The sequence below is a fragment of the Nocardia suismassiliense genome (assembly GCF_900269665.1).
GTDB classification, from domain to species: Bacteria; Actinomycetota; Actinomycetes; order Mycobacteriales; family Mycobacteriaceae; genus Nocardia; species Nocardia suismassiliense.
In genome coordinates, this window is record NZ_LT985361.1 from 4,115,061 (window position 1) to 4,137,175 (window position 22,115).

Below are 22,115 nucleotides of genomic sequence, written 5' to 3' on the forward strand. Positions count from 1 at the left end.
GTGCCGCGGCGCTGCCCCGCTCGCGGCCGAATTTCATCGGAGGTTGGTTCTATGAGTCGGATAGTCCGGGCGGCGCGCGGCGCGCAGCTCACTGCCAAGAGCTGGCAGACCGAGGCGGCGATGCGGATGCTGCACAACAATCTGGACCCCGAAGTGGCCGAGCGGCCCGAGGATCTGGTGGTGTACGGCGGCACCGGGAAGGCCGCCAGGAACTGGGCCAGCTTCGACGCGATCACGCAGAGCCTGAGCACCCTGGAGGCCGACGAGACGCTGCTGGTGCAGTCGGGTAAGCCGGTCGGCGTGTTCCGCACGCACGAGTGGGCGCCGCGTGTGCTGATCGCGAACTCGAATCTCGTTGGCGACTGGGCGAATTGGCCGGAGTTCCGCAGGCTCGACGCGCTCGGGCTGACCATGTACGGGCAGATGACCGCGGGCTCGTGGATCTACATCGGCACCCAGGGCATCCTGCAGGGCACCTACGAGACCTTCGCGGCGGTGGCGGACAAGCGTTTCGGCGGTACCCTCGCGGGCACGCTCACCTTGACCGCAGGCCTCGGCGGCATGGGCGGCGCGCAACCGCTGGCGGTCACCATGAACGACGGCGTCGCGCTGGTCATCGAGTGCGACCCGGCCCGGGCGCAGCGCCGGGTGCAGGAACGCTACCTGGACGAGATCGCGACCGACCTCGACGACGCCGTGATGCGGGTGACGAGCGCGCGCAGGCAGCGAAAAGCGTTGTCCGTCGGCCTGATCGGCAACGCCGCCGAGGTGCTGCCGGAGCTGCTGGCCCGCGGCCTCGACCCCGAGATCGTCACCGACCAGACCTCCGCGCACGACCCGCTCGCCTACCTGCCGCGCGGCATCGCGGTGGAGGACTGGACCGACTACGCGACGAAGAAACCCGACGAGTTCACCGAGCGGGCCCGCGAATCGATGGCTGAGCACGTCGACGCCATGCTCGGCTTCCTGGACAAGGGCGCCGAGGTCTTCGACTACGGCAACTCCCTGCGCGGCGAGGCCGCACTCGGCGGCTGCGAGCGGGCCTTCGACTTCCCCGGCTTCGTCCCCGCCTACATCCGCCCGCTGTTCTGCGAGGGCAAGGGGCCGTTCCGCTGGGCCGCGCTCTCCGGTGACCCGAAGGACATCGCCGCCACCGACCGCGCCATCGTCGACCTGTTCCCGGAGAACGAGTCGCTGCGCCGCTGGATCCGGATGGCGAGCGAACGTGTTGCCTTCCAAGGGCTCCCGGCCCGCATCTGCTGGCTCGGCTACGGCGAACGGCACCTGGCCGGCTTGCGCTTCAACGAAATGGTCGCCAGCGGTGAGCTTTCGGCGCCCGTGGTGATCGGACGCGACCATCTCGACTCCGGCAGCGTCGCCTCCCCGTACCGCGAGACCGAGTCGATGGCCGACGGTTCCGACGCCATCGCGGACTGGCCGCTGCTGAACGCGCTGCTCAACACCGCGTCCGGCGCGACGTGGGTGTCCATCCATCACGGTGGCGGCGTCGGCATGGGCCGGTCCATCCACGCCGGGCAGGTCTGCGTGGCCGACGGCACCGAACTGGCCGCGCAGAAGATCGAGCGTGTGCTCACCAACGACCCTGGCACTGGCGTGATCCGGCACGTCGACGCGGGCTACGAGCGCGCCACCACGGTGGCCGCCGAGCGCGGTGTCCGCATCCCCATGCACGAGGCGCCGTGAACCACACCGGCGAGCACGGCACGACAGGAGTAGCACGGTGGGCGTGAACGAGCTGATGGGCGAGATCGCCGGCGTCGGACGGGACGCCCGGCGCGGCGGCTACTCCCGGCACGTCTACGACTATGCCGACTTCGAGCTGCGCGACTGGTTCATCGACCAGGCCCTCGACAGCGGACTGGACGTGAATACCGACCGCAACGGCAATATCTGGGCTTGGTGGGGAAATCCAGGCAGCGACGCGGTCGTCACGGGAAGTCATCTCGATTCGGTGCCCGGTGGTGGCGCCTACGACGGTCCGCTCGGCGTGGCCAGCGCGCTCGCGGCAGTGGAGATATTGCAGGGCAAGGGTTTCGCCCCGGCCAAGCCGCTCGCCCTGCTGGTGTTCGCGGAGGAGGAGGGCGGCCGATTCGGCGTGCCGTGCCTCGGTTCCCGGTTGCTCACCGGTGCCATCGACGCCGATCGTGCGCGAAACCTGCGCGACACCGACGGCGTGACGCTCGCCGAAGCGGCCGTGAAGGCCGGTCACGACCCGAAGCGTTTCGGTGCCGACCCCGAATCATTGGCCCAGATCGGCTGTTTCGTGGAACTGCACGTGGAGCAGGGGCGCGGGCTGATCGAGCTGGATAGTCCGGTCGCCACCGGCAGCAGCATCATCGCGCACGGGCGCTACCGATTCTCCTTCTCCGGGCAGGGAAATCACGCCGGCGCCACCCGGCTCGCCGATCGGCACGATCCGATGCTGCCCGCCGCGACGGTCGTGGCGGCCGCGCGCCGGGCCGCCGCCGCGATGAACGACGCACGCGCCACCGTCGGCAGGCTGGTGCCTACTCCCGGCGGCACGAATGTCATCGCATCCACCGTCGATCTGTGGCTGGACGCCCGTGTTTCGGGGGAGGGCCGCACCGCGGTACTGGTCGAGGACATCACCGAGGCGGCGCGCGCGGCCGCCGAGGCGGAAGGATGCGAGCTCACCGTCACCGAGGAGTCCTACTCGGACGACGTCGTTTTCGACGAGACGCTCCGGAGCCGAATGGACAAGGTGCTCGGCGGAGTACCCGCGCTGCCGACCGGCGCGGGCCACGACGCCGGCATCCTCGCCGCGCACGTTCCCTCCGGCATGCTGTACGTGCGCAACCCGACCGGCATCAGCCACGCCCCCGAGGAGTACGCCGAACCCGCCGACATCGACAGCGGCGCACAGAGTCTCGCACGGGTGCTCGAGGAACTGGCCGGATGACCGTCTACTGGGCGGAACACGCGTGGCTGCCGGACGGACCGGCCGCGGCGGTGGCGATCGAGGTGCACGGCGCGGTGATCCGGTCGGTGACCCGCGACGCCGACCGGACGGGCACGGTGCTGCCCGGCCTGACGATCCCCGGCTTCGCCAACGCGCACTCGCACGCCTTCCACCGTGCGCTGCGCGGCCGCACCCAGCACGATCAAGGCACGTTCTGGACCTGGCGGCAACGTATGTATGCCGTTGCCGCCCAACTGAATCCCGACTCCTACTACCGGCTGGCGCGCGCGGTGTACGCCGAGATGGTGCTGGCGGGATACACCAGCGTCGGCGAATTCCACTACCTGCATCACGCGCCCGGTGGCGCGCGGTATTCGGATCCCAACGCGATGAGTGCGGCACTCGCGGCGGCCGCCGACGACGCCGGTATCCGACTGACCCTGCTCGATACCTGTTATATGGCAGGAGGATTCGGTGTCGAGCTGGACGAGCAGCAACTTCGATTCAGTGACGGCACGGTAGACGCGTGGGCCGAACGTGCCGCAGCGTTCACGCCGAAACCGGAGCTGGTGCGGACCGGCGTTGCGGCGCACTCGGTGCGTGCGGTGCCTGCAGCGGCCCTGCCGGTGATCGCCGGTGCGGCCGAGGGTCGCCCGGTGCACGTCCATCTCTCTGAGCAGCCCGCCGAGAACGCTGATTGCCTTGCCGCACATGGCTGTACACCGACCGCACTCTTGGCGGAGGCCGGCCTGCTCGGCCCGCAAACGGTCGCGGTGCACGCCACTCACCTCACGCCCGCCGACATCACCCTGCTCGCCGACCACGGCACCCGCGCGTGTTTCTGCCCCACCACCGAACGCGACCTCGGCGACGGCATCGGCCCGGCCCGCGCGCTCTCGGACGCCGGCGTAGGCCTGTGCCTCGGCACCGACAGCCACGCGGTGATCGACGCCTTCGAGGAGTGGCGCGCGCTCGAACTCGACGAGCGCCTCGCCAGCCGCGCCCGTGGTCGGTTCAGCCCCGCCGAGCTCTACCGCGCCGCCACCGACCACGCGTCCATCGGCTGGCCCGAGGTCGGCCGGATCGCCCCCGACGCCGCCGCCGACCTGGTCACCATCGATCTCGACTCCCTCCGCACGGCGGGCACCGCACCCGCCGCCGCCCTGTTCGCCGCGACCGCCAGCGACGTCCGCTCGGTGCTCGTCGCGGGCCGCCCCGTCGTGTCCGAACACCGGCACCTGCGAGTCGAACGTCCGGAAACCGTGTTGCGCGAAGAAATCGAGGCACTGTGTCGACCCTGATCACCGGTATCGGCGAACTCACCACCAACACCGAGGACGGCCCGCTGCACGACGCCGCGGTCGTGCTCGACGGCGACCGCTTCGCCTGGATCGGCCCGGCGGCCGCCGCCCCCGCCGCCGACGATCGCATCGACCTCGACGGCCGGGCCGCCCTGCCCGGCTGGGTCGACAGCCACACGCATCTCGTCTTCGCCGGTGACCGCACCGCCGAATTCGAGGCGAGGATGGCCGGGCGGCCGTACCGCGCGGGCGGTATCGCCACCACCGTCGCCGCCACCCGGGCCGCCTCGAACGACGAGCTGTCGGTCAACCTGGCCCGCCACATTGCCGAGGCACGCAGGCAGGGCACCACCTGCCTCGAAACCAAAACCGGCTACGGGCTCAGCGTCGCCGACGAACTGCGCTCCGCCCGGCTCGCCGCGGCCGCCGCCGACGAGGTCACCTTCCTCGGCGCGCACCTCGTCCCGTCCGACATGGCCGCCGACGCCTACGTCGACCTGGTGTGCGGCGAGATGCTCGACGCCGTCGCCCCCTACGTGCGCTGGGCCGATGTCTTCTGCGAGACAGGCGCTTTCGACCAGGCCCAGTCCGATCGGGTGTTGCGCGCCGCGCACGACCGCGGCCTCGGCCTGCGCGTGCACGGCAACCAGTTGGGGGAGGGCCCCGGCGTCCAACTCGCGGTGCGCCACGGCGCCGCGAGCGTCGACCACTGCACCTATCTGACCGACGAGGACATCGAAGCGCTCGCCGCCTCCGACACCGTCGCCACCGTGCTACCCGCCTGCGACCTGTCCACCAGGCAGCGCCTAGCCCCGGCCCGTGCCCTGCTCGACGCGGGCGCCACCGTCGCACTGGCCACCAACGCCAACCCCGGCAGCTCCTACACCACCTCGATGGCCTTCTGCGTCGCCACCGCCGTACTGCAGATGGGACTTTCGATAGCCGAAGCCGTGCACGCCGCCACTGCGGGCGGCGCGCGGGCACTGCGCCGCGACGACGTCGGCGTCATCCGGGTCGGTGCCCGAGCGGACCTCCAAGTCCTCGACGCCCCCTCGGTCACCCACCTGGCTTACCGCCCCGGCGTGCCATTGACTTACGCGGTCTGGCGGCTGGGTCGTGCGGTCCGCGTCCCGATGTTCGACTGAAGCGCTGAACGCGAATCCTGTTCGTTTACAACGACTCAGGTCGCTGACCACCCTGCGTGTATCTCGCTGATTCCCGTCCGCTGTGCCACGCACACGGCCACCTGGTGCGGCGCCCGGGACCAGCCGGGGCGCCGCGGACCAGATGGCCGCTGGATCGGTCGCCGCCAACCCGACGCCGACCGATCCGAGAACGCACGAATGGCGATCGGTGGGTAAACCACCGATCGCCGGTCGTGCTTTATGAATACGTCACCGCGAGAGCGAGTTACGCAGATCGGTGATCGTGGCGCGACGCTCGTAGGCGATCCAGGCGAAGATCGCGGCGAGCACCAGCGGGAAGATCGCCATCGCCGGCTTGTCGGCGATGAACGCCTGCGTAGCGGCGGCGAGCACGGTGAGCACGGACAGACCCGCGGCAGCCAAGGCACTGAGCCGCGGCACCATCAGACCGATACCACCCGCGACCTCGACAACGCCGATGAAGATGAGCAGCCCGAGCGGGATGGTCAGGTTCTCGGGGGCGTTCTCCATCAGCTTGTTCGGGATAACGAGCTTCGGCCCGCCCGAGGCGATGATGAAGAACAGGCCGAGCAGGATCTGCAGGGTCCACAGCACCCGGTCACGGACCTTGCCCGGACGGTAGGTGGCGTTGTCGGAGAAGTTGGCGGCGGGGTTCGCGGTGGTCATTTCTGGTCCTTCTGGTCGGTCGCGCTGGGTTGGAAGCGCGTTCAACAGATAGGACGGAGCCCCGCACCAGAACTAATCGCTGTCCGCGAAAAACTTTCTGAAACTCGTTAGGGCCCGGTCTGCGCGCTATGCCACTCCGACGGTTGAGGAACGACCACCGGACCGCTCGGCGTCGGCGGTCACGTGGACGTCAACCTGTCGGATACCGCCCATGCCGGGCTCGCTAGGGATCTGTCGCGGCGGGCGTCCGAGCGAACTCAACCCACGATGTTGAAGAGAACGATGGCCAGCGGGATGCCGAAACCGGAGATCAGGGCGCCGATGGCTAGGTCGCGGTTGTTCTGCTGGATCTTCGGGGTGCGGGTGAGGGCGATGATCGCCAGGGGGATGGCGAGGAAGAAGGCGCCGATGAAGCCGAGTACCCATGCGACGGCGGCGAGAACGTTGGTTTTGTAGCCGAGGTCGCTGGAGCTTGGTGGTAACCGACGGCCCGTTTCGTCCGTGCTGACATCGCGTGGCATTTCTTCGAGCATGAGCCCTGTCCTCCCGACTGCCGCTCATGTGAAACCACGATGACTCCCCGTCGGCAGCTCCCATCGAGACCTTATACCGAGCAGCGGGTTTCGTGTGCGGCGATGCTCAGCGCGCCGGGAAGCGAAGGACACGATCGTCGTTCGGGCCTGGATCACCGCGCCCATCGGTGTTGGAGGTGGTGAGCCAAAGTGCTCCGTCGGGCGCAACCATGACTGTGCGTAGCCGACCGTATTTGTCCTGCAGGACATCTCGGGGCCGACCGAGGGTGCCGTCGCGCAGCGGCACGGTCCACAATCGGGCACCGCGCAACGCTGCGACATAGAGTGTGTCACCGGCGATCGCGATGCCGGAGGGGGAAGCCTCCGCGGTGGTCCACGTCGTCAAGGGTTCGACGTATCCACGATCCGTGCCGCCCATCCCTTCGACCGCAGGCCAACCATAGTTGCGTCCCGGCTCGATCAGATTGATCTCGTCGAATCGGTTCTGCCCGAACTCCGCCGCGAAGAACCGCCCGGTGCGGTCCCACGCCAGCCCCTGCACGTTGCGATGCCCCAGGCTGTACACCGGCGATCCCGGAGTCGGATTGCCTTGCGCAGGTTTACCTTCCGGCGTCAGCCGGAGGATCTTCCCATTGGGGCTCGAGGGATCCTGCGACCGCGAAGTCTGTCCCGCATCGCCGGTCCCCACATACAACATCCCGTCCGGCCCGAACGCGATCCGCCCACCATTGTGATTGCCGGCCTTGGCAATCCCGTCGAACACCACTTCCGGCCGTCCATCGAGCCGAAATCGTACGATCCGATTGTCGGTGTCGCCGGTGAAATAGGCGTACACGTAGCGGTTTTCGCTGTACAGCGGTGACAACGCCAATCCGAGCAGCCCACCTTCACCGCGCGCGACGACACCGGGCACCTCGTAGACCTGTTCCGGCGGGTGCCCCGGCCCGATCCGCAGAATCCGCCCGGTATCCCGCTCGGCCACCAACGCGTTGCCGTCGGGCAGGAAAGCCAGCCCCCACGGCACTTCGATCCCGTGCGCGATCTCCTCTGCGGCTCCGAGATCGGCCGCGCCCGAGGGCTCACTGGGCGCGGTACTGCGCACCGTCGGGGGAGCGGGTTCGGTGCGGTCCGCGCTGTCGCACCCGCACAGCACGCCGACCACCAGAAATACAGCGCCCACCACACCGAAAGCACGCCGACGCGCAAACATGACATTCCTATTACCCATGTGGGCACCTCCGACACCATTTCCAAGGCCCGCGGCGCGCGGGCCGAAGCCGCATCGGTTGGCCGCGCAGCACGGGCGGTAGCCTGACCCAGTCTTGTCCCCGAACCACGTTGAGGTCATGGAACTTCGTCAACTGAGGTATTTCGTCGCGGTGGCCGAGGAGCTACATTTCGGCCGGGCGGCGGAACGACTGATGATTGTGCAATCGTCGGTCAGCCAGCAGCTCGGCCGGCTCGAACGCGAGCTCGGTGTCGTGCTGCTGGAACGCTCGCCTCGTAGCGTCCGGCTCACCGAGGCCGGGGCGGCGTTCCTGCCTGCCGCGAAGAAGGTGCTCGCGGCGGAGAAGCGCGCACGGACCAGCGTCGCCGACTTCCTCACCCCACCGACCGTGCTGCGCCTCGGGACCAGCCGGGGGATGGGTGAACGGCTGGAGCGGCTGCTCGTCGCGCTCAAACAACACGCACCGGGTGTGAAGGTGGAGTTGACCTCGGCGGCTTTGGGTCAGCGACTGCGCAAAGTGTCCGAATACGAATGGGACGCCGCCTTTCTGCGCGGCGAGGTGACGGCGCCGGAGGGCGTGGAGCAGATCCCGGTGTGGTACGACGAACTGGTCGTCGCGCTGCCCGCCGACCATCCCTCGGCCACCGACCGGTGTGTCGATCTCGCCCAGCTCGCCGAGCTGCCGCTCTACCTGACCAACCGGCAGAACAACGCACTGCTCGACGATCTCGTGCTGACCGCCTGCGGCAAGGCCGGATTCGAACCGGTCTTCGGCCCCGAGCAGGTGTCGATCCAGGACACCCTCGCTGCACTCGGCGCGGGCGCCGCAGGCTGGACCGTGCTCTACGCCCCGCACGCTCGCCTGCTGCACAGCAGCCGGGTGGCCTTCCTGCCGGTCTGCACGCCCGGCGTGCTCGCGCTGCCCACTGTGCTCGCTGTGCGCACCAACGCCATGGAGCGGTTGCAGCCGCTGCTGGCGGCCTGCCGGGACGTCGCACTCGGCGATCAAGCTCCGTAATCACCGTCGGCCTTGTGCCGAACGGCGGTCTTGCGCTAGGTTCTAAGAGAACGAAACCGTACCGTTCACGTGGAGGATCTGTGGTCAGGGGCGCGGAACGCGAGCAGGCGATACTCACCGCCACCGTCGAGCTGCTCGGCGAAATCGGTTACGCGGCAATGACAATGGACGCCGTCGCCGCTCGGGCGCAGGCGAGCAAGGCGACCATCTATCGGCGGTGGCCGGGAAAACCGGCCCTGGTGAAGGCCGCGATGGACGCGCACGACGCGGCGTACGTCGCGGAGATACCGGACACCGGGACGGTGCGCGGCGACCTGATCGCGGCCCTGGTCGCGTTGACCGCGCAGGTAGACGACCACTACGTGACCATGATGACGGGCCTGATGCACGCCATGCGCGTGGACACCGAACTCGGCGACGCACTGCGCGCCCACGTTGCCGACGAGGATCTCGGCCCGTTCCGCACCATCGTCGACCGCGCCGTCGCGCGCGGCGAACTGCCCGAGGGCACCGCAACCGAACTGGCACACCAGGTATCGGAGGGCCAGATCATGCGCCGGATGTTCCTCGGCGAGCCGCTCGACCGAGCTTTTCTCACCGACCTGGTCGATGACCTACTCCTCCCGATCCTCACCCGCACGTTTTCGACGAAGGAAGACAGATGACGACCACGCAGGTCCTGATCGTGGGCGCCGGCCCCACCGGGCTGACGCTCGGCTGCGAGCTGGCCCGGCGTGACATCGACTGCCTGGTGGTGGACAAGGCGCCGCGGCTCTTTCCTGGATCGCGCGGAAAGGGTTTACAGCCAAGGACTCTGGAGGTCTTCGATGATCTCGGTGTGCTCGACGCGGTGCTGGCGGCGGGCGCGCCGTTCCCGTCGTTCCGCATGTACCAGGGCACACACGTGCAGTGGACGCGAACACTGCACGACATGCTGGGGATCGCACCGGTCGAGCGTGTGCACGGCGTGCCGTATCCGGACGCGTGGCTGCTGCCGCAGTGGCGCACCGACGAACTACTCAGGGACCGGCTGCTCGAACTGGGCGGCCGGATCGAAATGGGCACGGAGCTGGTCGATTTCGTCCAGGACGACACGGGCGTCACGGCGACGCTCAGCCGCAACGGCACACTCGACCGAGTACACGCGCGGTATCTGGTCGGCGCGGACGGCGGCGGCAGTTTTGTGCGCAAGGCGCTCGGCGTCGGCTTCGAGGGTGAAACCTTCGAGACCGAGCGGACATTGATCGGCGACGTGAGAGCCGAAGGGCTGACCGGCACCTACTGCCATGTCCTGACCACCGGCGATGTGCAGGAACGCTTTTCGCTGTGGTCGATGCCCGGGACCGACTACTACCAGTTCGTCGCTTCGATGACCGCCGACGAGGTGCCCGAGCTGACGGTGGCGGCCGTGCAGAAGATTCTCGACGAGCGATCCGGCCGATCGGACATACGGTTGTTCGACCTGAATTGGATCTCGGTGTACCGCGTGAATGTCCGTATGGTGGACCGCTTTCGGGTGGATCGGGTGTTCCTGGCGGGCGATGCGGCGCACGTGCATTCGTCGGCCGGTGGGCAGGGGCTGAACACCAGCATCCAGGACGCCTACAACCTCGGCTGGAAGTTGGCGGCGGTGCTGTCGGGCGTCCCGGACGGTTTGCTCGACACGTACGAGGACGAGCGGTTTCCGATCGCGGCACAGGTCCTCGACGTGACGACTCACTCGCATCGCCGCAATTTCCGCGCGCCGGAGCCGGGGCAGGGGAGCCCGGACATCTTCCAGCTGAAGCTCAATTACCGTGGCGGGCCGTTAGCGGTGGATATGCGCGAGAACCCCGGCGCGGTGCGGGCAGGTGATCGTGCGCCCGACGCTCAGTGCGCGGAGGGCCGCCTGTTCGATCTGTTCCGCGGTCCCCATTTCACGCTGCTCGGGTTCGGTGCGGATACTGCCTCGTCGGTCGCTGAAGTCGTTCGTGGGCAAGGTGATCGGGTCCGAGCTCGAGTGATCGAGCCGGGCATTGCCACCGACGCCACATTTGCCGTCGGGGCGGCCTTCCGCAACTACGACATCGATCCGGCTGGACCAGGCGCGCTGGTACTGGTCCGCCCCGACGGCTACATCGGCGTTGTGGCAACAGATCCCGCGCCGATCCAGAACTACCTGATTTGGTGACCCGCAGCCCGATCAGCCCAGATGTTCTCCGTACCAACCGAGTACACGCCGCCAAGCCTCCTCGGCAGCCACCGGCGAATAACGTGGCCCGGTGTCATTGAAGAACGCGTGATCGGCATCCGGCGCGACCCAGATTTCGTGCGGCGTGCCCGCCCGCTCGAGTGCGGCCGTGGCGGCCTGGCGGGTCGCGTCGATGCGAGCGTCCTTCGCCGCGTAGACCCCGAGCACAGCGGCTTTCGACGCAGCGAAGTCGCCGTTGTCGGGAAAGGGCCCGTAGAAGGGAGTGGCAGCGGCGAGAGCGGACGGCCCGGCGGTCAACAGGAGCCAGGCCAAGCCACCGCCGAAGCAGAAGCCGGTGGCGCCGAGCTTCTTACCCGGCACCCGCCGCCCGAGTTCGTCGAGACCGGCGCGCAGGTCGGCGAGCAATTGCTGTTGCGGGGTTTTGCTGAGCTCGGCGGTCGCGGCCGCCGGATCGGTGAACGCCGCAGTGCCACCCTTCGCGGACAACAGGTCGATGGCGAGAGCCGAGTATCCGGCTCCGGCGAATCGCCCTGCCACCGAACGAATATGGTCGGTGAGGCCCTTGTTCTCATGGATGACGAGCACGCCGCCGCGCGGCTCCGGACTCCCGGCCCAGGCGCCCTGCAATTCGCGATTGTCCGGTCCAGGGAAGGTAATCGGCGTCGTCGGCAGCGCGGAGCTCGACCCTGGCGGCGCGGATGTCGTTGTGGGAGAAGATGGTTGCAAGCTGGCGGGTTGGTCGTTGTCCCCACTGGAACAGGCGGCGAGCAAGGCGGCCGCCGCCGGAACCCCGAAACCGAGTAGCCCGAGGCGGCGTAGCGCCTCCCGGCGATTCAAGAGGCCGTCGGCATGATCGGCGGCGATTTCTTCCGCGATATAGCGCTGCAGCGGCGTCATGCCCACCAAGGTAGGCCTCGCCGCAGCACTCCGCGTGGCTTTGCGGGCAACGGCGCGACTGAGCCGCACGGGCAGTGTCGGCCCGGCGACATTCTTAAACCCAACCGCTTGGTATCTCCACGCCGAATTCGGGCAAATGCGATATCGCACAACCGGATAGCCGCCCCGCGTCAACCCGACAAACCGGCCGGGCCGCACCTCCCGGACATTTGCGAACAGATTGCTATGTTGTGCCTCGACATTGCGAAGCCCAATCAATAAGTGGCACATCGGTCGAGGAGAAGGATGTTTTCGGGGCAGCAAGTGGCACAACGGTTTGTCCGCGCGGCTCGACTGGCGACGGTTCTTTCGATAGTAGTGGTTGGCGGCGGGTTTGCGGTGGGCTCGGCCACGGCGCACCCCGGCACACACAGCGAACGCTGGACGGCACTGCACGACGGCCCACAGCCGTACGCCGACGTGCACATCGACTGGGACGTGCCGATCCGGATGAGCGACGGCGTGGTACTGAAGGCGAATGTCTACCGCCCGGTGAACGCGGACGGCGTGGTCGAACAGCGCCCACTGCCGACCATCGTGAACCTCACGCCGTACACCAAACTGATCGCGAACCTGGTCGACTCGGCGCTGGCCGCACCCGGTCTGCAGCCGCTCGTGCTGGACGCACTGCGCCGGATGAACCTATCGGGGACGCCGATCAGCGGCTTCGGCGATCTGCTACACGCGCTCGACGGCGGCACCGTGCAGACCGTACTCGGCCTCGATCGGAACCTGATCCGCAGCGGATACACGCTGGTCGTCGCCGATGTGCGCGGCACCGGCTTCTCCCAGGGCACCTGGGACACCCTCGGCGCCCGCGAACAGCAGGACACCCGCGAGGTGCTCGAGTGGGCCGCGGTCCAGCGGTGGTCCACCGGCAAAGTCGGCATGAGCGGCGGCTCCTACGCGGGGATCAACCAGCTCCGCGCGGCCGAGAACGCCCCGCCCGCACTCAAAGCCATCTTCCCGGTGGAGCCGGGCAGCGACCTGATGCGCGACGTCGTCGCGCCGGGCGGCGGTGTCGGCACCCCCTTCCTGCCGCTCTGGCTGAGCAATGTGAACCAGTCGAAGCTGATCCCCGACGTGCGCTCGATGCTCGACGGCACCTTCGACTGGCGCTGGTTGAGCGACCGTTTGGCCGATCCGTCCACCAACGTCGACCTGCTGACCCAGGCGTTGCTCACACCGTCGCTCGACCAGATCCCGCAGACACTGGCCGCCGCGCTCGACGACGACAGCGACTTCCGGCAGGCCATTATGGGCCATCCGGAACGAATCACGGTGCCCACCTTCGTCTATGGCGGCTGGCACGACATCTTCGCCAACAGCGCGACCACCCTCTTCAACGCGATCCCGTTGCCTGCCAACCAGAAACGCCTGCTGGTCGGCGACACCTATCACGCGAACCCCGGCGCGGGCACCGGCGCGCCCGGCGCCCCCGCCCGACTAGACGTCTTGCAGCGCGTGTGGTTCGACAAGTGGCTCAAGGACATCGACCACGGCATCGACGGATTCGGCCCGGTGACCGTCTGGGAGCAGGGCGGCGGCTGGGTCACCATGAAACAGTTCCCGCAGACCGACATGACCCATCGACGGGTCTACCTGTCCGCCGAGCCCAGCGGCACCGCCGAAAGCGTGCACGACGGATCCCTGTCCGCGACCAAGCCCGACGCACCTCGCACGCTGACCGTCTCCCCCGGCCTCACCGCCGTCTGCTCCCGCGACACCGCCCAGGGCGCCGCAGGCATCACCGCGGTATTGGATATGTGCGCCAAGGACTCTCGCATCGCCGAACGCAACGCACTGACCTTCACCAGCCCACCGGTCCCCGAACGGACCACCCTCTCCGGCCCGATCAACGTGCACCTCAACACCGTGCACGACGCCACCGACGGATACTGGGCGGTCACCGTGAACAACGTTGCGCCCGACGGAACTTCGACCGTACTGAGCACCGGCCAGCTCACCGCGTCGATGCGTGCCGTGGACGAGGCGAAGAGCACCCGCGCACCCAACGGCGACTACACCGCCCCCTACAACCCGATCACCCTCGACACCCTGCTGCCCGTAGTGCCCGGCGAACCCGTCACCCTGGACATCGCCGTCATCCCGATCCAAGCCGTACTCCAACCCGGACATCGACTACGCGTAGACGTCTTCGCCGGAAACTCCCCCAAGGGACTGCCTTTCCGGCCCTTGCTCAACAACACCGAACTCAAACCGCAGTCCCTGCAACTGGATCCGGCCGCACCGAGCTTCGTGAACCTGCCGACCGACAGGCCGCTGGTGTGAGGGTGGCGGGGTGCCCCAGGCGGGAGTCGAACCCGCTCCAGGCCGCTTTAGAGGCGGCTGCTCGGCCGTCGAGCTTCTGGGGCTGATATGGGGTGACCGGCACGCCGGGCGGCCGGCCACCCCATGATGACCGATCAGGCGGTGTCCGGATCGTCGATCCGGTCCCGCAGCTCGGCGTTCGCGATCCCGGCCCTGGCGGCCTTGTACTCCTCGGCCGTCAGGTATCGCCCGAGCTCGTCGAGCGTCCGCAGCACGAACCGTTGCGTGACGACCCGGCGGTTCAGCACGTCGAGCGCGGCGGCCTGCCGCAAAACCTTGCGCTGCAGCCAGCGGGTGGCCGTGGGCAGGTCCCCGGCGAGTTGGGCGCGCAACGCGTCCCGCTCAGCGGCGAGCTCGACGAGTTGGGCGCGCAAGTCGCTCAGCTGGGTATCGAGGGAAATAGTCATTTTCTCACCTCCCCTCGTTCAGTAAAGGCGAGAGGGAGGTGGGCGACCAGCCGGCGGGCGGCTGGTTCGAACGCGGCGGCCGTCAGTGCACCGCCGAGGTCGGGCTCGTGCACGCTGACCAGCCGGTGGCCGGCCGCAGCGGCGTCCGCACACAGCCAACCGAGCGACAGCTCGTCAGGTGCGGTGAGCACGACCAACACGTTCGAGGTGGCGTGCCAGTCGACGACCACGTCGGGATACGCGACGGCGAAGTCGAGCGCGGCGTGTAACACCTGCGCGACCTGTATCCCCGGTGCCAGATCGGCGCGGGTGACGAGGTAGAGGCGGTGGGGCGGAACCTAACGGTGTGGCACGAGATCGATGGTAGCCCAGCGAGGTCTACGGCGCGCGTGAGTTTCCGGTCCCGGCGACGACCCAGTCGGCATTGCTTGCCGTTCAACGGGTTTCGGGCCTGAAGGGACTGCCCCACACGACCAGACCGCCCTCGATCGTTGATCAGGTGCGGGCCGCGCGGACGATGCGCGCGTTCAAGAGCTCTGGGTCCGGGCCGACCTCGGTGCGACCGATGTAGTCCGCGAGCAGATCTGGTGCATTGTGGTCGTCCACCTCGGTGAATCCTGCGGCCCGGAGTTCCGCGGTCATCTCAGCGCCGGTGAAGTAGCTCAGCCACGGCTCGCCGAGGTCGGCGACGCGCTCCGACCTGGCTTCGAGCGTCGCCCGATACTCGGGGGCGGCGGCCGATGACGGGCAGAGGTAGTCGGCGACCACGTGCATCGGTGTCGTTTGGTTCCCGAGGTAGCGCAGCGTCTCCCGGACGGTGTCGCGGGCCAGATACATCACGACGCCGAGCCAGACGAAGACCGCCGGCTCGTCGCGTGCAAAGCCTGCTGTCGCCAAACCGTCGGCGAGCGTAGCGGTTTCGAAGTCGACCGGCGCGAATGTGAGCGAAGCTGGGACCTCGATTCCCGCTTGCGCCAAGCGCTCGCGCTTCCACGTCTGCGTCGCGGGATGGTCGACTTCGAACACGCGTAGGTCGACATGCGGGTTGCGGTAGGCGAAGGTGTCCAGGCCCGCGCCGAGGATCACCGCCTGCCGCACCCCGTCCGCCGCCGCTTCGGCGATGGTGTCCTCGGCCAAGCGGGACCGCCCCGCCACCCACAGTCGCCGTAACCGTCGCAGCCCGGCGTCAGCACTCGATTCGCCGGGCGTGGCGACTGCCGCCTCGCTCAGTTCCTCGGCACGCACCCCGGCGATCGCCGCCGCCAGCGGGTCGATCAGCACCCGTGGCTCGGGTGCGACCTGGTGGTAGGCGCGGGCGTAGGCGGTGGCGAGGGCCGTCCGGCTGGGCTGTCCGGTCTCCATGGGGCGTCCGATCTCGCTGCGGTCAGAGCTGCGCTTGCACCTGTTCGGCGATCAACTCGAGGTGGTCGAGGTCGGCGAGGTCCAGAATCTGCAGGTAGATGCGCTGTGCACCGATCTCGGCGTACCGGCCGATCTTGTCGACCACCTCGGCGGGCGAACCGGCCAGCCCGTTGGTCTTCAGCTCGTCCACCTCGCGGCCGATCGCCGCGGCCCGCCGCGCCACCTCGGCATCGTTGGCGCCCACACAGGCGACCAGCGCATTCGAGTAGACCAGGTCGTCGGCCCGGCGTCCCCGCGCCTCAGCCGCGGCGCGAACCCGCCCGAACTGGGCGGCGCTGTCCTCGATCGAGGAGAACGGCATGTTGAACTCGGTCGCGTACTGCGCGGCCAGCCGCGGCGTGCGGGTGGCGCCGTGCCCGCCGATCAGCACCGGCACGGGATCCTGCACCGGCTTCGGCAGCGCGGGGGAGTTGGTCAGCTGGTAGTGCTCGCCGTCGAAGTCGAACTTGTCACCCGGCTTCGTCGACCACAAGCCGGTAATGATCGCGAGCTGCTCCTCGAACCGCGCGAATTTGTCTGCGGGAAAAGGGATTCCGTAGGCGGCGTGCTCCTCGGCGAACCAGCCGCTGCCGAGCCCGAGCTCCACCCGCCCGCCCGACATCTGGTCCACCTGGGCGACCTGGATCGCCAGCGGTCCGGGCAGCCGGAAGGTCGCGGCGGTCACCAGCGTGCCCAATCGGATCCGTTTGGTCTCCCTGGCCAGCCCGGCGAGGGTGATCCAGGCATCGGTGGGGCCGGGCAGGCCATCCGCGCCACCCATCGCGGCGTAGTGGTCGGACCGGAAGAACGCGTCGAATCCCAGGTCCTCGGTGGCTTTGGCCACGGTCAGCAACGTGTCGTAGCTCGCACCCTGCTGCGGCTCGGTGAAGATGCGCAAGTCCATGATCACCATGGTGCCCGAGGACGTTTCCATCCGGTACGGCCGGGGGTGCCGCGATGATGGGGTGCGGATTGGAGAGTGTCGATGAGCGATTCTGTTTCGGGGATTGTGGCGTATCCGGTGACGCCGTTCAGTGCTGACAGCGGCAAGGTCGATGAGGCGGTGCTGCGCGCGCTGGTGGATCGGCTGGTCGACGCAGGAGTGGATGCTGTTGCGCCGCTGGGGAGTACGGGGGAGAGCGCGTACCTCGACGATCAGGAGTGGGCGACGGTGGCCTCGATCTGTGTGGAGCAGGTCGACGGGCGGGTGCCGACCGTGGTCGGGGTCTCGGAGTTGACCACGGCAGGAACGATTGCCCGTGCGAGGCTCGCCGAACGGCTGGGCGCCACAGCACTGATGATGTTGCCGGTGGCGTATTGGCGGTTGACCGAGAACGAGCTGCGCAGGCACTTCACCGCGGTTGCCGATGCGGTAGCGCTGCCGGTCATGGCATACAACAATCCCGGCACCAGCGGCATAGACATGTCGCCGGAGTTTCTGGTGGATCTCGTTGCGGCCGTGGACAACATCACGATGATCAAAGAATCCAGCGGTGATATCGCGCGGATGCGCCGGATCGCGGAACTCGGTGGGATGAGCGTGCCGTTCTTCAACGGCAGTAATCGGCTCGCGCTGCAAGCATTCGACGCCGGAGCGGTGGGATGGTGCACGGCCGCAGCATGTTTGGTGCCTCAACCGATCGCCGAGGTGTGGCGGCTTCTGAAAACTGGCGAAACCGATTTGGCGACAGAGCGTTTCGACCAGATGGAACCGCTGCTCAACGCATTGACCCGTGGCGGACTACCGAGAACCGTCAAAGCGGGACTGCGTTCGCTCGGCATCGATGCCGGCGACCCGAGGCCGCCATTGCTGCCGGTGGACGACGATACCCGCCGATCGATCGCGGAACTCATCGCTGCGGCAACGCGATGACGCCGCGCTGAATCTCGAACGAGCCGGGCTGTGTCTAGCGCCCTCGTACCCTTCGGACTGGGTTGCCGTAGTTCAGACACGCACCCCGGCCGGACTGGTTGTAGTGCCGACGGGCCCCGGCCGGACTGTTGTGGTGCTGGCACGCTTGGTCGGACTAGCTCGTGGTGTCGGTATGCGTGGTTGGACCGGTCATAGTGCCGGCATGTGCGGCTGAACCGTCATAGCGCCGACGCGCCCGACCAGGCCGGGTTGCGCCCGCGCTACTGTCGGATCGGACACGCCGCACCATCGTCACTCGGTGCGCGAAAAGCAAAGGAGCCGATGTGCCGGAACGAGACCTGCCTGTCGTCGTGGTGATGGGGGTGTCGGGGTCCGGCAAGTCGACGGTCGGCCGCGCGGTAGCCGCCGAACTCGGCGTCGAATACGCCGAGGGCGACGACTTCCATCCCGAGGCAAACATCGCGAAGATGGCGGCCGGAATCCCGTTGGATGACGACGACCGGTGGCCCTGGCTGGACGCGGTTGCCGCATGGATGGCCGAACGCGGCGAGCGCGGCGGCGTCATCACCTGCTCAGCACTCAAACGCGCCTACCGTGACCGACTGCGCGCCGCGGCACCCACCGCGTTCTTCTTGCATCTCACCGCGCCTCGCGAAGAGCTCGCGCACCGAATGACCGGCCGCACCGGACATTTCATGCCGTCGAGCCTGCTCGACTCGCAGCTCGCCGCGCTCGAGCCACTGTCCGACGACGAGCGCGGCACGGCTGTCGACGCGACCGAAGATCCGGCGGAGCTGGCACGGGAGACGGCGGCAGCGTTGCACGGGTGACGTGGCAGTCGGACGCGCGTGAGGACGCGGGAGCCGGACGCGCGTGAGGACGCAGCAGTTAGAAGCGCGTGACGACGCGCGGCAGCCGGACGCGCGTGACGACGCGGCCGACTACCCGAGCGCGCGGCCGACTACCCGAGCGCCACCTGATCTACACTTCGCCGTCAACTCTTCGGCAATCGCCCCGCAGAAGTCGGCGAGATCATCGGGATTGCGCGAGGTGATCAGCGCCCAGCCGTTCTCAGCGGAACGCACCACCGGTTGATCGACCCACCGCCCGCCGGCGTTGTTCACATCCGTGCGCAGCGAAAAGTACGACGTCATCGTCTTGTCGGGCGTGAGCTCAGCCTCGACGAGCAACCATGGCCCATGGCAGATCGCGGCAATCGGCTTACCCGCCGCGGCGAACCCCTTGGCCAGCTCGACCGCCCGATCTTCCGCACGCAACTTGTCGGCGTTGACCGTGCCACCGGGCACCACCAGCACGTCGTAGTCCTCGACCTCGATCTCATCGAACGCCGAATCCGGCTGCACGGTGACGTCCTTCTCGGTGTCGTGCTCGAACGTCTGCACCTGCTCGTTCTTGGGCGCGGCATGCACGACGGTGGCACCTTTTTCCTTCAGCTCGCGCTGCGGTACCAGCAGCTCATCGCGCTCTACACCCGTGTTCGACGTGATGATCAGTACGCGCGTCCCATTCAGTTCGTCCGACATGCCGACTACTCCTTTCATTCGTCCCAGGAGTAGGCGTGCCGCGAAAACGGAAAGCTAAACCCGCTGACGGCCACCGAGTCGGGAAAGCACCGCGAAGGCCGCCTCGGTGCTGCGACGCGGACCGCAGGCTGAGCGCAGGTCAGGCACCGCGAACCGCAGGCTCGAGCGCAGGTCGGGCACCGCGGACGGGTCGCGATCGCGATCACGTGCAGGTTCCGCCCGACAAACTCGCCAGGCAGACCCCGGAGATATCCGAGATCAGCAGCCCCGCGCCGACGAGCAGCGAGCCCACCGCGACCACCCCGAACAGCCCGACCCACAACAACCCGGGCAGGTGGGTGAGGCGGGCGAGCTGGTCGGCGTCGGAGGCGACGTCCTGCTGGTAGCGGCTGCGCAACTGCCGGGAGCGTCCGCGCTGCAGTTCGATCACCGGCCGTGCGCCCGCGAGCAACAAGAACCAGGCGCCGAGGTAGGCAAAACCCGCCTGCAGCGTGTCGGTGCCGAACCAGGACACGGCGAACACCGTCGCACCGACCGCGAACACGGTCAGCATGCCGTAGACATTGCGCGTCATGATCAACACCCCGGCCAGCAGCGCGATGGCGGTCCAGAGCATCAGCGTGATCCGGCTCGCGCCGAGCAGCGCGGCGAATCCCAGCCCGAGTAGCGGCGGCGCGGGATAGCCCGCCATCGTCGTGAGAATCATGCCGAGCCCGTAGGGGTTTCCGCTCGACACGGTGAGACCCGAAGGGTCCGAATGCAATCGGATGCTGTTGAGCCTGCGCCCGGTGAGCAGCGCGACCAGCGCGTGCCCGCCCTCATGCGCGATGGTCACGATATTGCGGGTGAACCGCCACAGCGGGCTGTACCCGACCAGTACGAGCGCCACCACTGCGGCGCCTGCCACCAACCACCACGGCGGCTGGGTCTGGGTTGTCGTCAGGCGGTCGACGATGGAGGTGCCACGTTCGCCCCATTCGGCTCTGTCCACCGCCGCACTCTAACGGTTACCGCCGCGCCGGGCGCGCCTCAACCGGCGGCGGACATCTCGGCCTGGAGTTGGCGCTTGTAGATCTTTCCGGCATCGTCGCGGGGGAGTTCGGCCACGATCCGCAGCGCCTTCGGCACCTTGTACGAGGCGAGCTGCCCGACCAGCGCCGCGCGGATACCTTCCTCGGTGAGCTCCGCGCCGGGACGCGGAACAACTTGCGCGGCAACGGCTTCGCCGAGATCGCCGGCGTGCGGGATACCGAACACCGCGACATCCTCGACACCGTCCAGCGCCATGATCGCGTTCTCGATCTCGGCGGGATAGATGTTCACCCCGCCGGAGATGATCAGCTCACTGGACCGCCCGGTGAGATAGAGGAACCCGTCGTCGTCCAGGTAACCGCGGTCGCCGACACCGAGGAAACCCGGCACTGGGCTCGCCGACTCATCGGTGTCATGGAGATAGCGGAACCGCGGCCAGTAATCGGCGCCGCGTACGAACACCTGACCGGTCTCGCCCGCGGGCAGCGGCTCGCCCGACTCATCGACGACCACCACCGCCGCACCATCCGCCGGACGGCCGACGCTACCCGGATGTGCCAGCCACTCTTGGGCGGAGATCCAGGTGATCGTGCCCGCTTCGGCACAGCCGTAGTACTCGATCAGCGCATCCCCGAACCAGTCGATCGCAGCCCGCTTCACCGCGGGCGGACACGGTGCCGATGAGTGAATGATGTGGGTCAGGCTGGACACGTCGTAACGACTGCGCACGTCCTCGGGCAGCGACAGCAGCCGGGACAGCATGGTCGGCACCACCTTGGCCTGATTGATGCGGCGCTCGTCGACCAGTCGCAGGAACTGCTCGGCATCCCAGCGCGTCATGATGGTGAGGTTGGTGCCCACCCGCATCGCCAGCGTCGCGATCCCGTTCGGGCTGGCGTGATACAGCGGCCCCGGGATCACCGCTTGCCCGCGCGGCGTGAGTCCGAGCCGTTTGGCCGCGCTGCCCGCAATCGTCAACCACTGGTGCGGTGTCATCCGTTCGCGCAGTACACCTTTGGGACGCCCGGTGGTGCCGGAGGTATAGATCAGTCCGGTGGAGTCGTCGCGCGCGCCCTCGATGCGGCCCAGCGGCTCGGGGTGACTGTCGATCCACTGTTCCAGGGTCGGATGCCTGCCGGTCGGCTCGGCCAGCGCCACGTCCAGGCCGGCCTCGGCGAGTAGTTCGCGTGGCATGGCGATCTCTAGAATGGTCGTATCGCCCTGCGGCACAGCCCGTTCCACGATATCGACGAACTCGGTGTGCGCGACCACCAGGCAGGCATTGCTGTCGCCGAGCACGTGCGCGACCTCGGGCACCTGCCAGCGCGTATTGATCGGCACCGCGTTCGCGCCGCACGCCGCGACGGCCAGGGACACCTCGAGGAACTCGATGTCGTTGCGGACCATGATCGCCACGCGGTTTCCGGGCTGCACTCCCGCCTCCGCGAGCGCGGCCGCCAGCCGCCCCGCGCGCTGGTGCGCCTCGGCCTGGGACCGAACGCGTCCCGCACAGGTGATGGTCGGGGTCGATGAAGCATCATCCATGA

Annotated in this window: 21 protein-coding genes; 10 read left to right on the plus strand and 11 right to left on the minus strand. The window is 68.1% G+C overall.

Annotation, left to right across the window (positions count from 1 at the left end; genetic code table 11):
• The first annotated feature begins 51 nt into the window (after positions 1–51).
• From hutU to hutI, 4 genes are read left to right on the plus strand one after another with little or no spacing between them, the layout of a single operon-like run.
• Positions 52–1,704: a urocanate hydratase gene (gene hutU / locus DBO33_RS18425; RefSeq protein ID WP_107656153.1), complete on the plus strand. Its 1,653-nt coding sequence runs from the start codon at positions 52–54 to the stop codon at positions 1,702–1,704.
• 37 nt (positions 1,705–1,741) lie between these two features.
• The gene (locus tag DBO33_RS18430; protein ID WP_107656154.1) at positions 1,742–2,941 is read left to right on the plus strand and encodes an allantoate amidohydrolase; all 1,200 of its coding nucleotides are present in this window, start codon (positions 1,742–1,744) and stop codon (positions 2,939–2,941) included.
• On the plus strand, positions 2,938–4,242 hold the full coding sequence (locus tag DBO33_RS18435) for a formimidoylglutamate deiminase (RefSeq protein WP_107656155.1): 1,305 nt from the start codon (positions 2,938–2,940) through the stop codon (positions 4,240–4,242). Before DBO33_RS18430 ends, DBO33_RS18435 begins: the two co-directional genes overlap by 4 nt.
• A complete protein-coding gene (gene hutI, locus DBO33_RS18440; protein ID WP_107656156.1) occupies positions 4,230–5,387 on the plus strand; it encodes an imidazolonepropionase in 1,158 nt (385 codons plus the stop codon). The genes DBO33_RS18435 and hutI overlap by 13 nt, the downstream gene beginning before the upstream one ends.
• Before the next feature lie 249 nt (positions 5,388–5,636).
• On the opposite strand, the gene DBO33_RS18445 is transcribed toward hutI, so the two are convergent.
• The 3 genes from DBO33_RS18445 to DBO33_RS18455 all read right to left on the minus strand — a co-directional run bounded on the left by DBO33_RS18445 (position 5,637) and on the right by DBO33_RS18455 (position 7,817).
• Positions 5,637–6,074: a DoxX family protein gene (locus DBO33_RS18445; protein WP_107656157.1), complete on the minus strand. Its 438-nt coding sequence runs from the start codon at positions 6,072–6,074 to the stop codon at positions 5,637–5,639.
• Between the two features lie 257 nt (positions 6,075–6,331).
• A complete protein-coding gene (locus DBO33_RS18450) occupies positions 6,332–6,595 on the minus strand; it encodes a hypothetical protein (protein WP_159080349.1) in 264 nt (87 codons plus the stop codon).
• 118 nt (positions 6,596–6,713) lie between these two features.
• A complete protein-coding gene (locus tag DBO33_RS18455) occupies positions 6,714–7,817 on the minus strand; it encodes a PQQ-dependent sugar dehydrogenase (protein ID WP_107656159.1) in 1,104 nt (367 codons plus the stop codon).
• Between the two features lie 136 nt (positions 7,818–7,953).
• On the opposite strand from DBO33_RS18455, the gene DBO33_RS18460 reads away from it, so the two are divergent.
• The 3 genes from DBO33_RS18460 to DBO33_RS18470 all read left to right on the plus strand — a co-directional run bounded on the left by DBO33_RS18460 (position 7,954) and on the right by DBO33_RS18470 (position 11,023).
• On the plus strand, positions 7,954–8,853 hold the full coding sequence (locus DBO33_RS18460) for a LysR family transcriptional regulator (RefSeq protein WP_107656160.1): 900 nt from the start codon (positions 7,954–7,956) through the stop codon (positions 8,851–8,853).
• An 80-nt stretch (positions 8,854–8,933) separates the two neighbouring features.
• A complete protein-coding gene (locus DBO33_RS18465; protein ID WP_107656161.1) occupies positions 8,934–9,518 on the plus strand; it encodes a TetR/AcrR family transcriptional regulator in 585 nt (194 codons plus the stop codon).
• Complete coding sequence (locus DBO33_RS18470; protein WP_107656162.1) at positions 9,515–11,023, plus strand: FAD-dependent monooxygenase; 1,509 nt, start codon at positions 9,515–9,517, stop codon at positions 11,021–11,023. Before DBO33_RS18465 ends, DBO33_RS18470 begins: the two co-directional genes overlap by 4 nt.
• Positions 11,024–11,035: 12 nt before the next feature.
• Here the strand turns inward: DBO33_RS18470 and DBO33_RS18475 are convergent, their stop codons facing one another.
• A complete protein-coding gene (locus tag DBO33_RS18475) occupies positions 11,036–11,941 on the minus strand; it encodes a dienelactone hydrolase family protein (RefSeq protein WP_107656163.1) in 906 nt (301 codons plus the stop codon).
• Positions 11,942–12,226: 285 nt separating this feature from the next.
• Between DBO33_RS18475 and DBO33_RS18480 the strand changes: the two genes are divergently transcribed.
• Positions 12,227–14,272: a CocE/NonD family hydrolase gene (locus tag DBO33_RS18480; RefSeq protein WP_107656164.1), complete on the plus strand. Its 2,046-nt coding sequence runs from the start codon at positions 12,227–12,229 to the stop codon at positions 14,270–14,272.
• Between the two features lie 134 nt (positions 14,273–14,406).
• On the opposite strand, the gene DBO33_RS18485 is transcribed toward DBO33_RS18480, so the two are convergent.
• The 4 genes from DBO33_RS18485 to DBO33_RS18500 all read right to left on the minus strand — a co-directional run bounded on the left by DBO33_RS18485 (position 14,407) and on the right by DBO33_RS18500 (position 17,023).
• On the minus strand, positions 14,407–14,718 hold the full coding sequence (locus DBO33_RS18485) for a hypothetical protein (RefSeq protein WP_107656165.1): 312 nt from the start codon (positions 14,716–14,718) through the stop codon (positions 14,407–14,409).
• The gene (locus DBO33_RS18490) at positions 14,715–14,990 is read right to left on the minus strand and encodes a hypothetical protein (RefSeq protein ID WP_107656166.1); all 276 of its coding nucleotides are present in this window, start codon (positions 14,988–14,990) and stop codon (positions 14,715–14,717) included. The genes DBO33_RS18485 and DBO33_RS18490 overlap by 4 nt, the downstream gene beginning before the upstream one ends.
• 223 nt (positions 14,991–15,213) lie before the next feature.
• Positions 15,214–16,080: a class I SAM-dependent methyltransferase gene (locus DBO33_RS18495; protein ID WP_107656167.1), complete on the minus strand. Its 867-nt coding sequence runs from the start codon at positions 16,078–16,080 to the stop codon at positions 15,214–15,216.
• Positions 16,081–16,102: 22 nt separating this feature from the next.
• A complete protein-coding gene (locus DBO33_RS18500) occupies positions 16,103–17,023 on the minus strand; it encodes an LLM class F420-dependent oxidoreductase (RefSeq protein WP_107660375.1) in 921 nt (306 codons plus the stop codon).
• A gap of 81 nt (positions 17,024–17,104) precedes the next feature.
• Here DBO33_RS18500 and DBO33_RS18505 point away from each other — a divergent pair, with 81 nt between their 5' ends.
• Together DBO33_RS18505 and DBO33_RS18510 are read left to right on the plus strand one after the other, a co-directional pair.
• Entirely contained in the window at positions 17,105–17,992 is an 888-nt protein-coding gene (locus DBO33_RS18505; protein WP_107656168.1) for a dihydrodipicolinate synthase family protein, read from the plus strand.
• 323 nt (positions 17,993–18,315) lie between these two features.
• On the plus strand, positions 18,316–18,822 hold the full coding sequence (locus tag DBO33_RS18510) for a gluconokinase (RefSeq protein ID WP_407670519.1): 507 nt from the start codon (positions 18,316–18,318) through the stop codon (positions 18,820–18,822).
• Between the two features lie 111 nt (positions 18,823–18,933).
• Here DBO33_RS18510 and DBO33_RS18515 read toward each other — a convergent pair whose 3' ends face one another.
• From DBO33_RS18515 to DBO33_RS18525, 3 genes are all read right to left on the minus strand, one after another.
• On the minus strand, positions 18,934–19,536 hold the full coding sequence (locus DBO33_RS18515; protein ID WP_107656169.1) for a type 1 glutamine amidotransferase domain-containing protein: 603 nt from the start codon (positions 19,534–19,536) through the stop codon (positions 18,934–18,936).
• Positions 19,537–19,738: 202 nt separating this feature from the next.
• A complete protein-coding gene (locus tag DBO33_RS18520) occupies positions 19,739–20,527 on the minus strand; it encodes a M50 family metallopeptidase (protein ID WP_107656170.1) in 789 nt (262 codons plus the stop codon).
• A 38-nt stretch (positions 20,528–20,565) separates the two neighbouring features.
• Positions 20,566–22,113: an AMP-binding protein gene (locus DBO33_RS18525; RefSeq protein WP_107656171.1), complete on the minus strand. Its 1,548-nt coding sequence runs from the start codon at positions 22,111–22,113 to the stop codon at positions 20,566–20,568.
• Between the last annotated feature and the right edge of the window lie 2 nt (positions 22,114–22,115).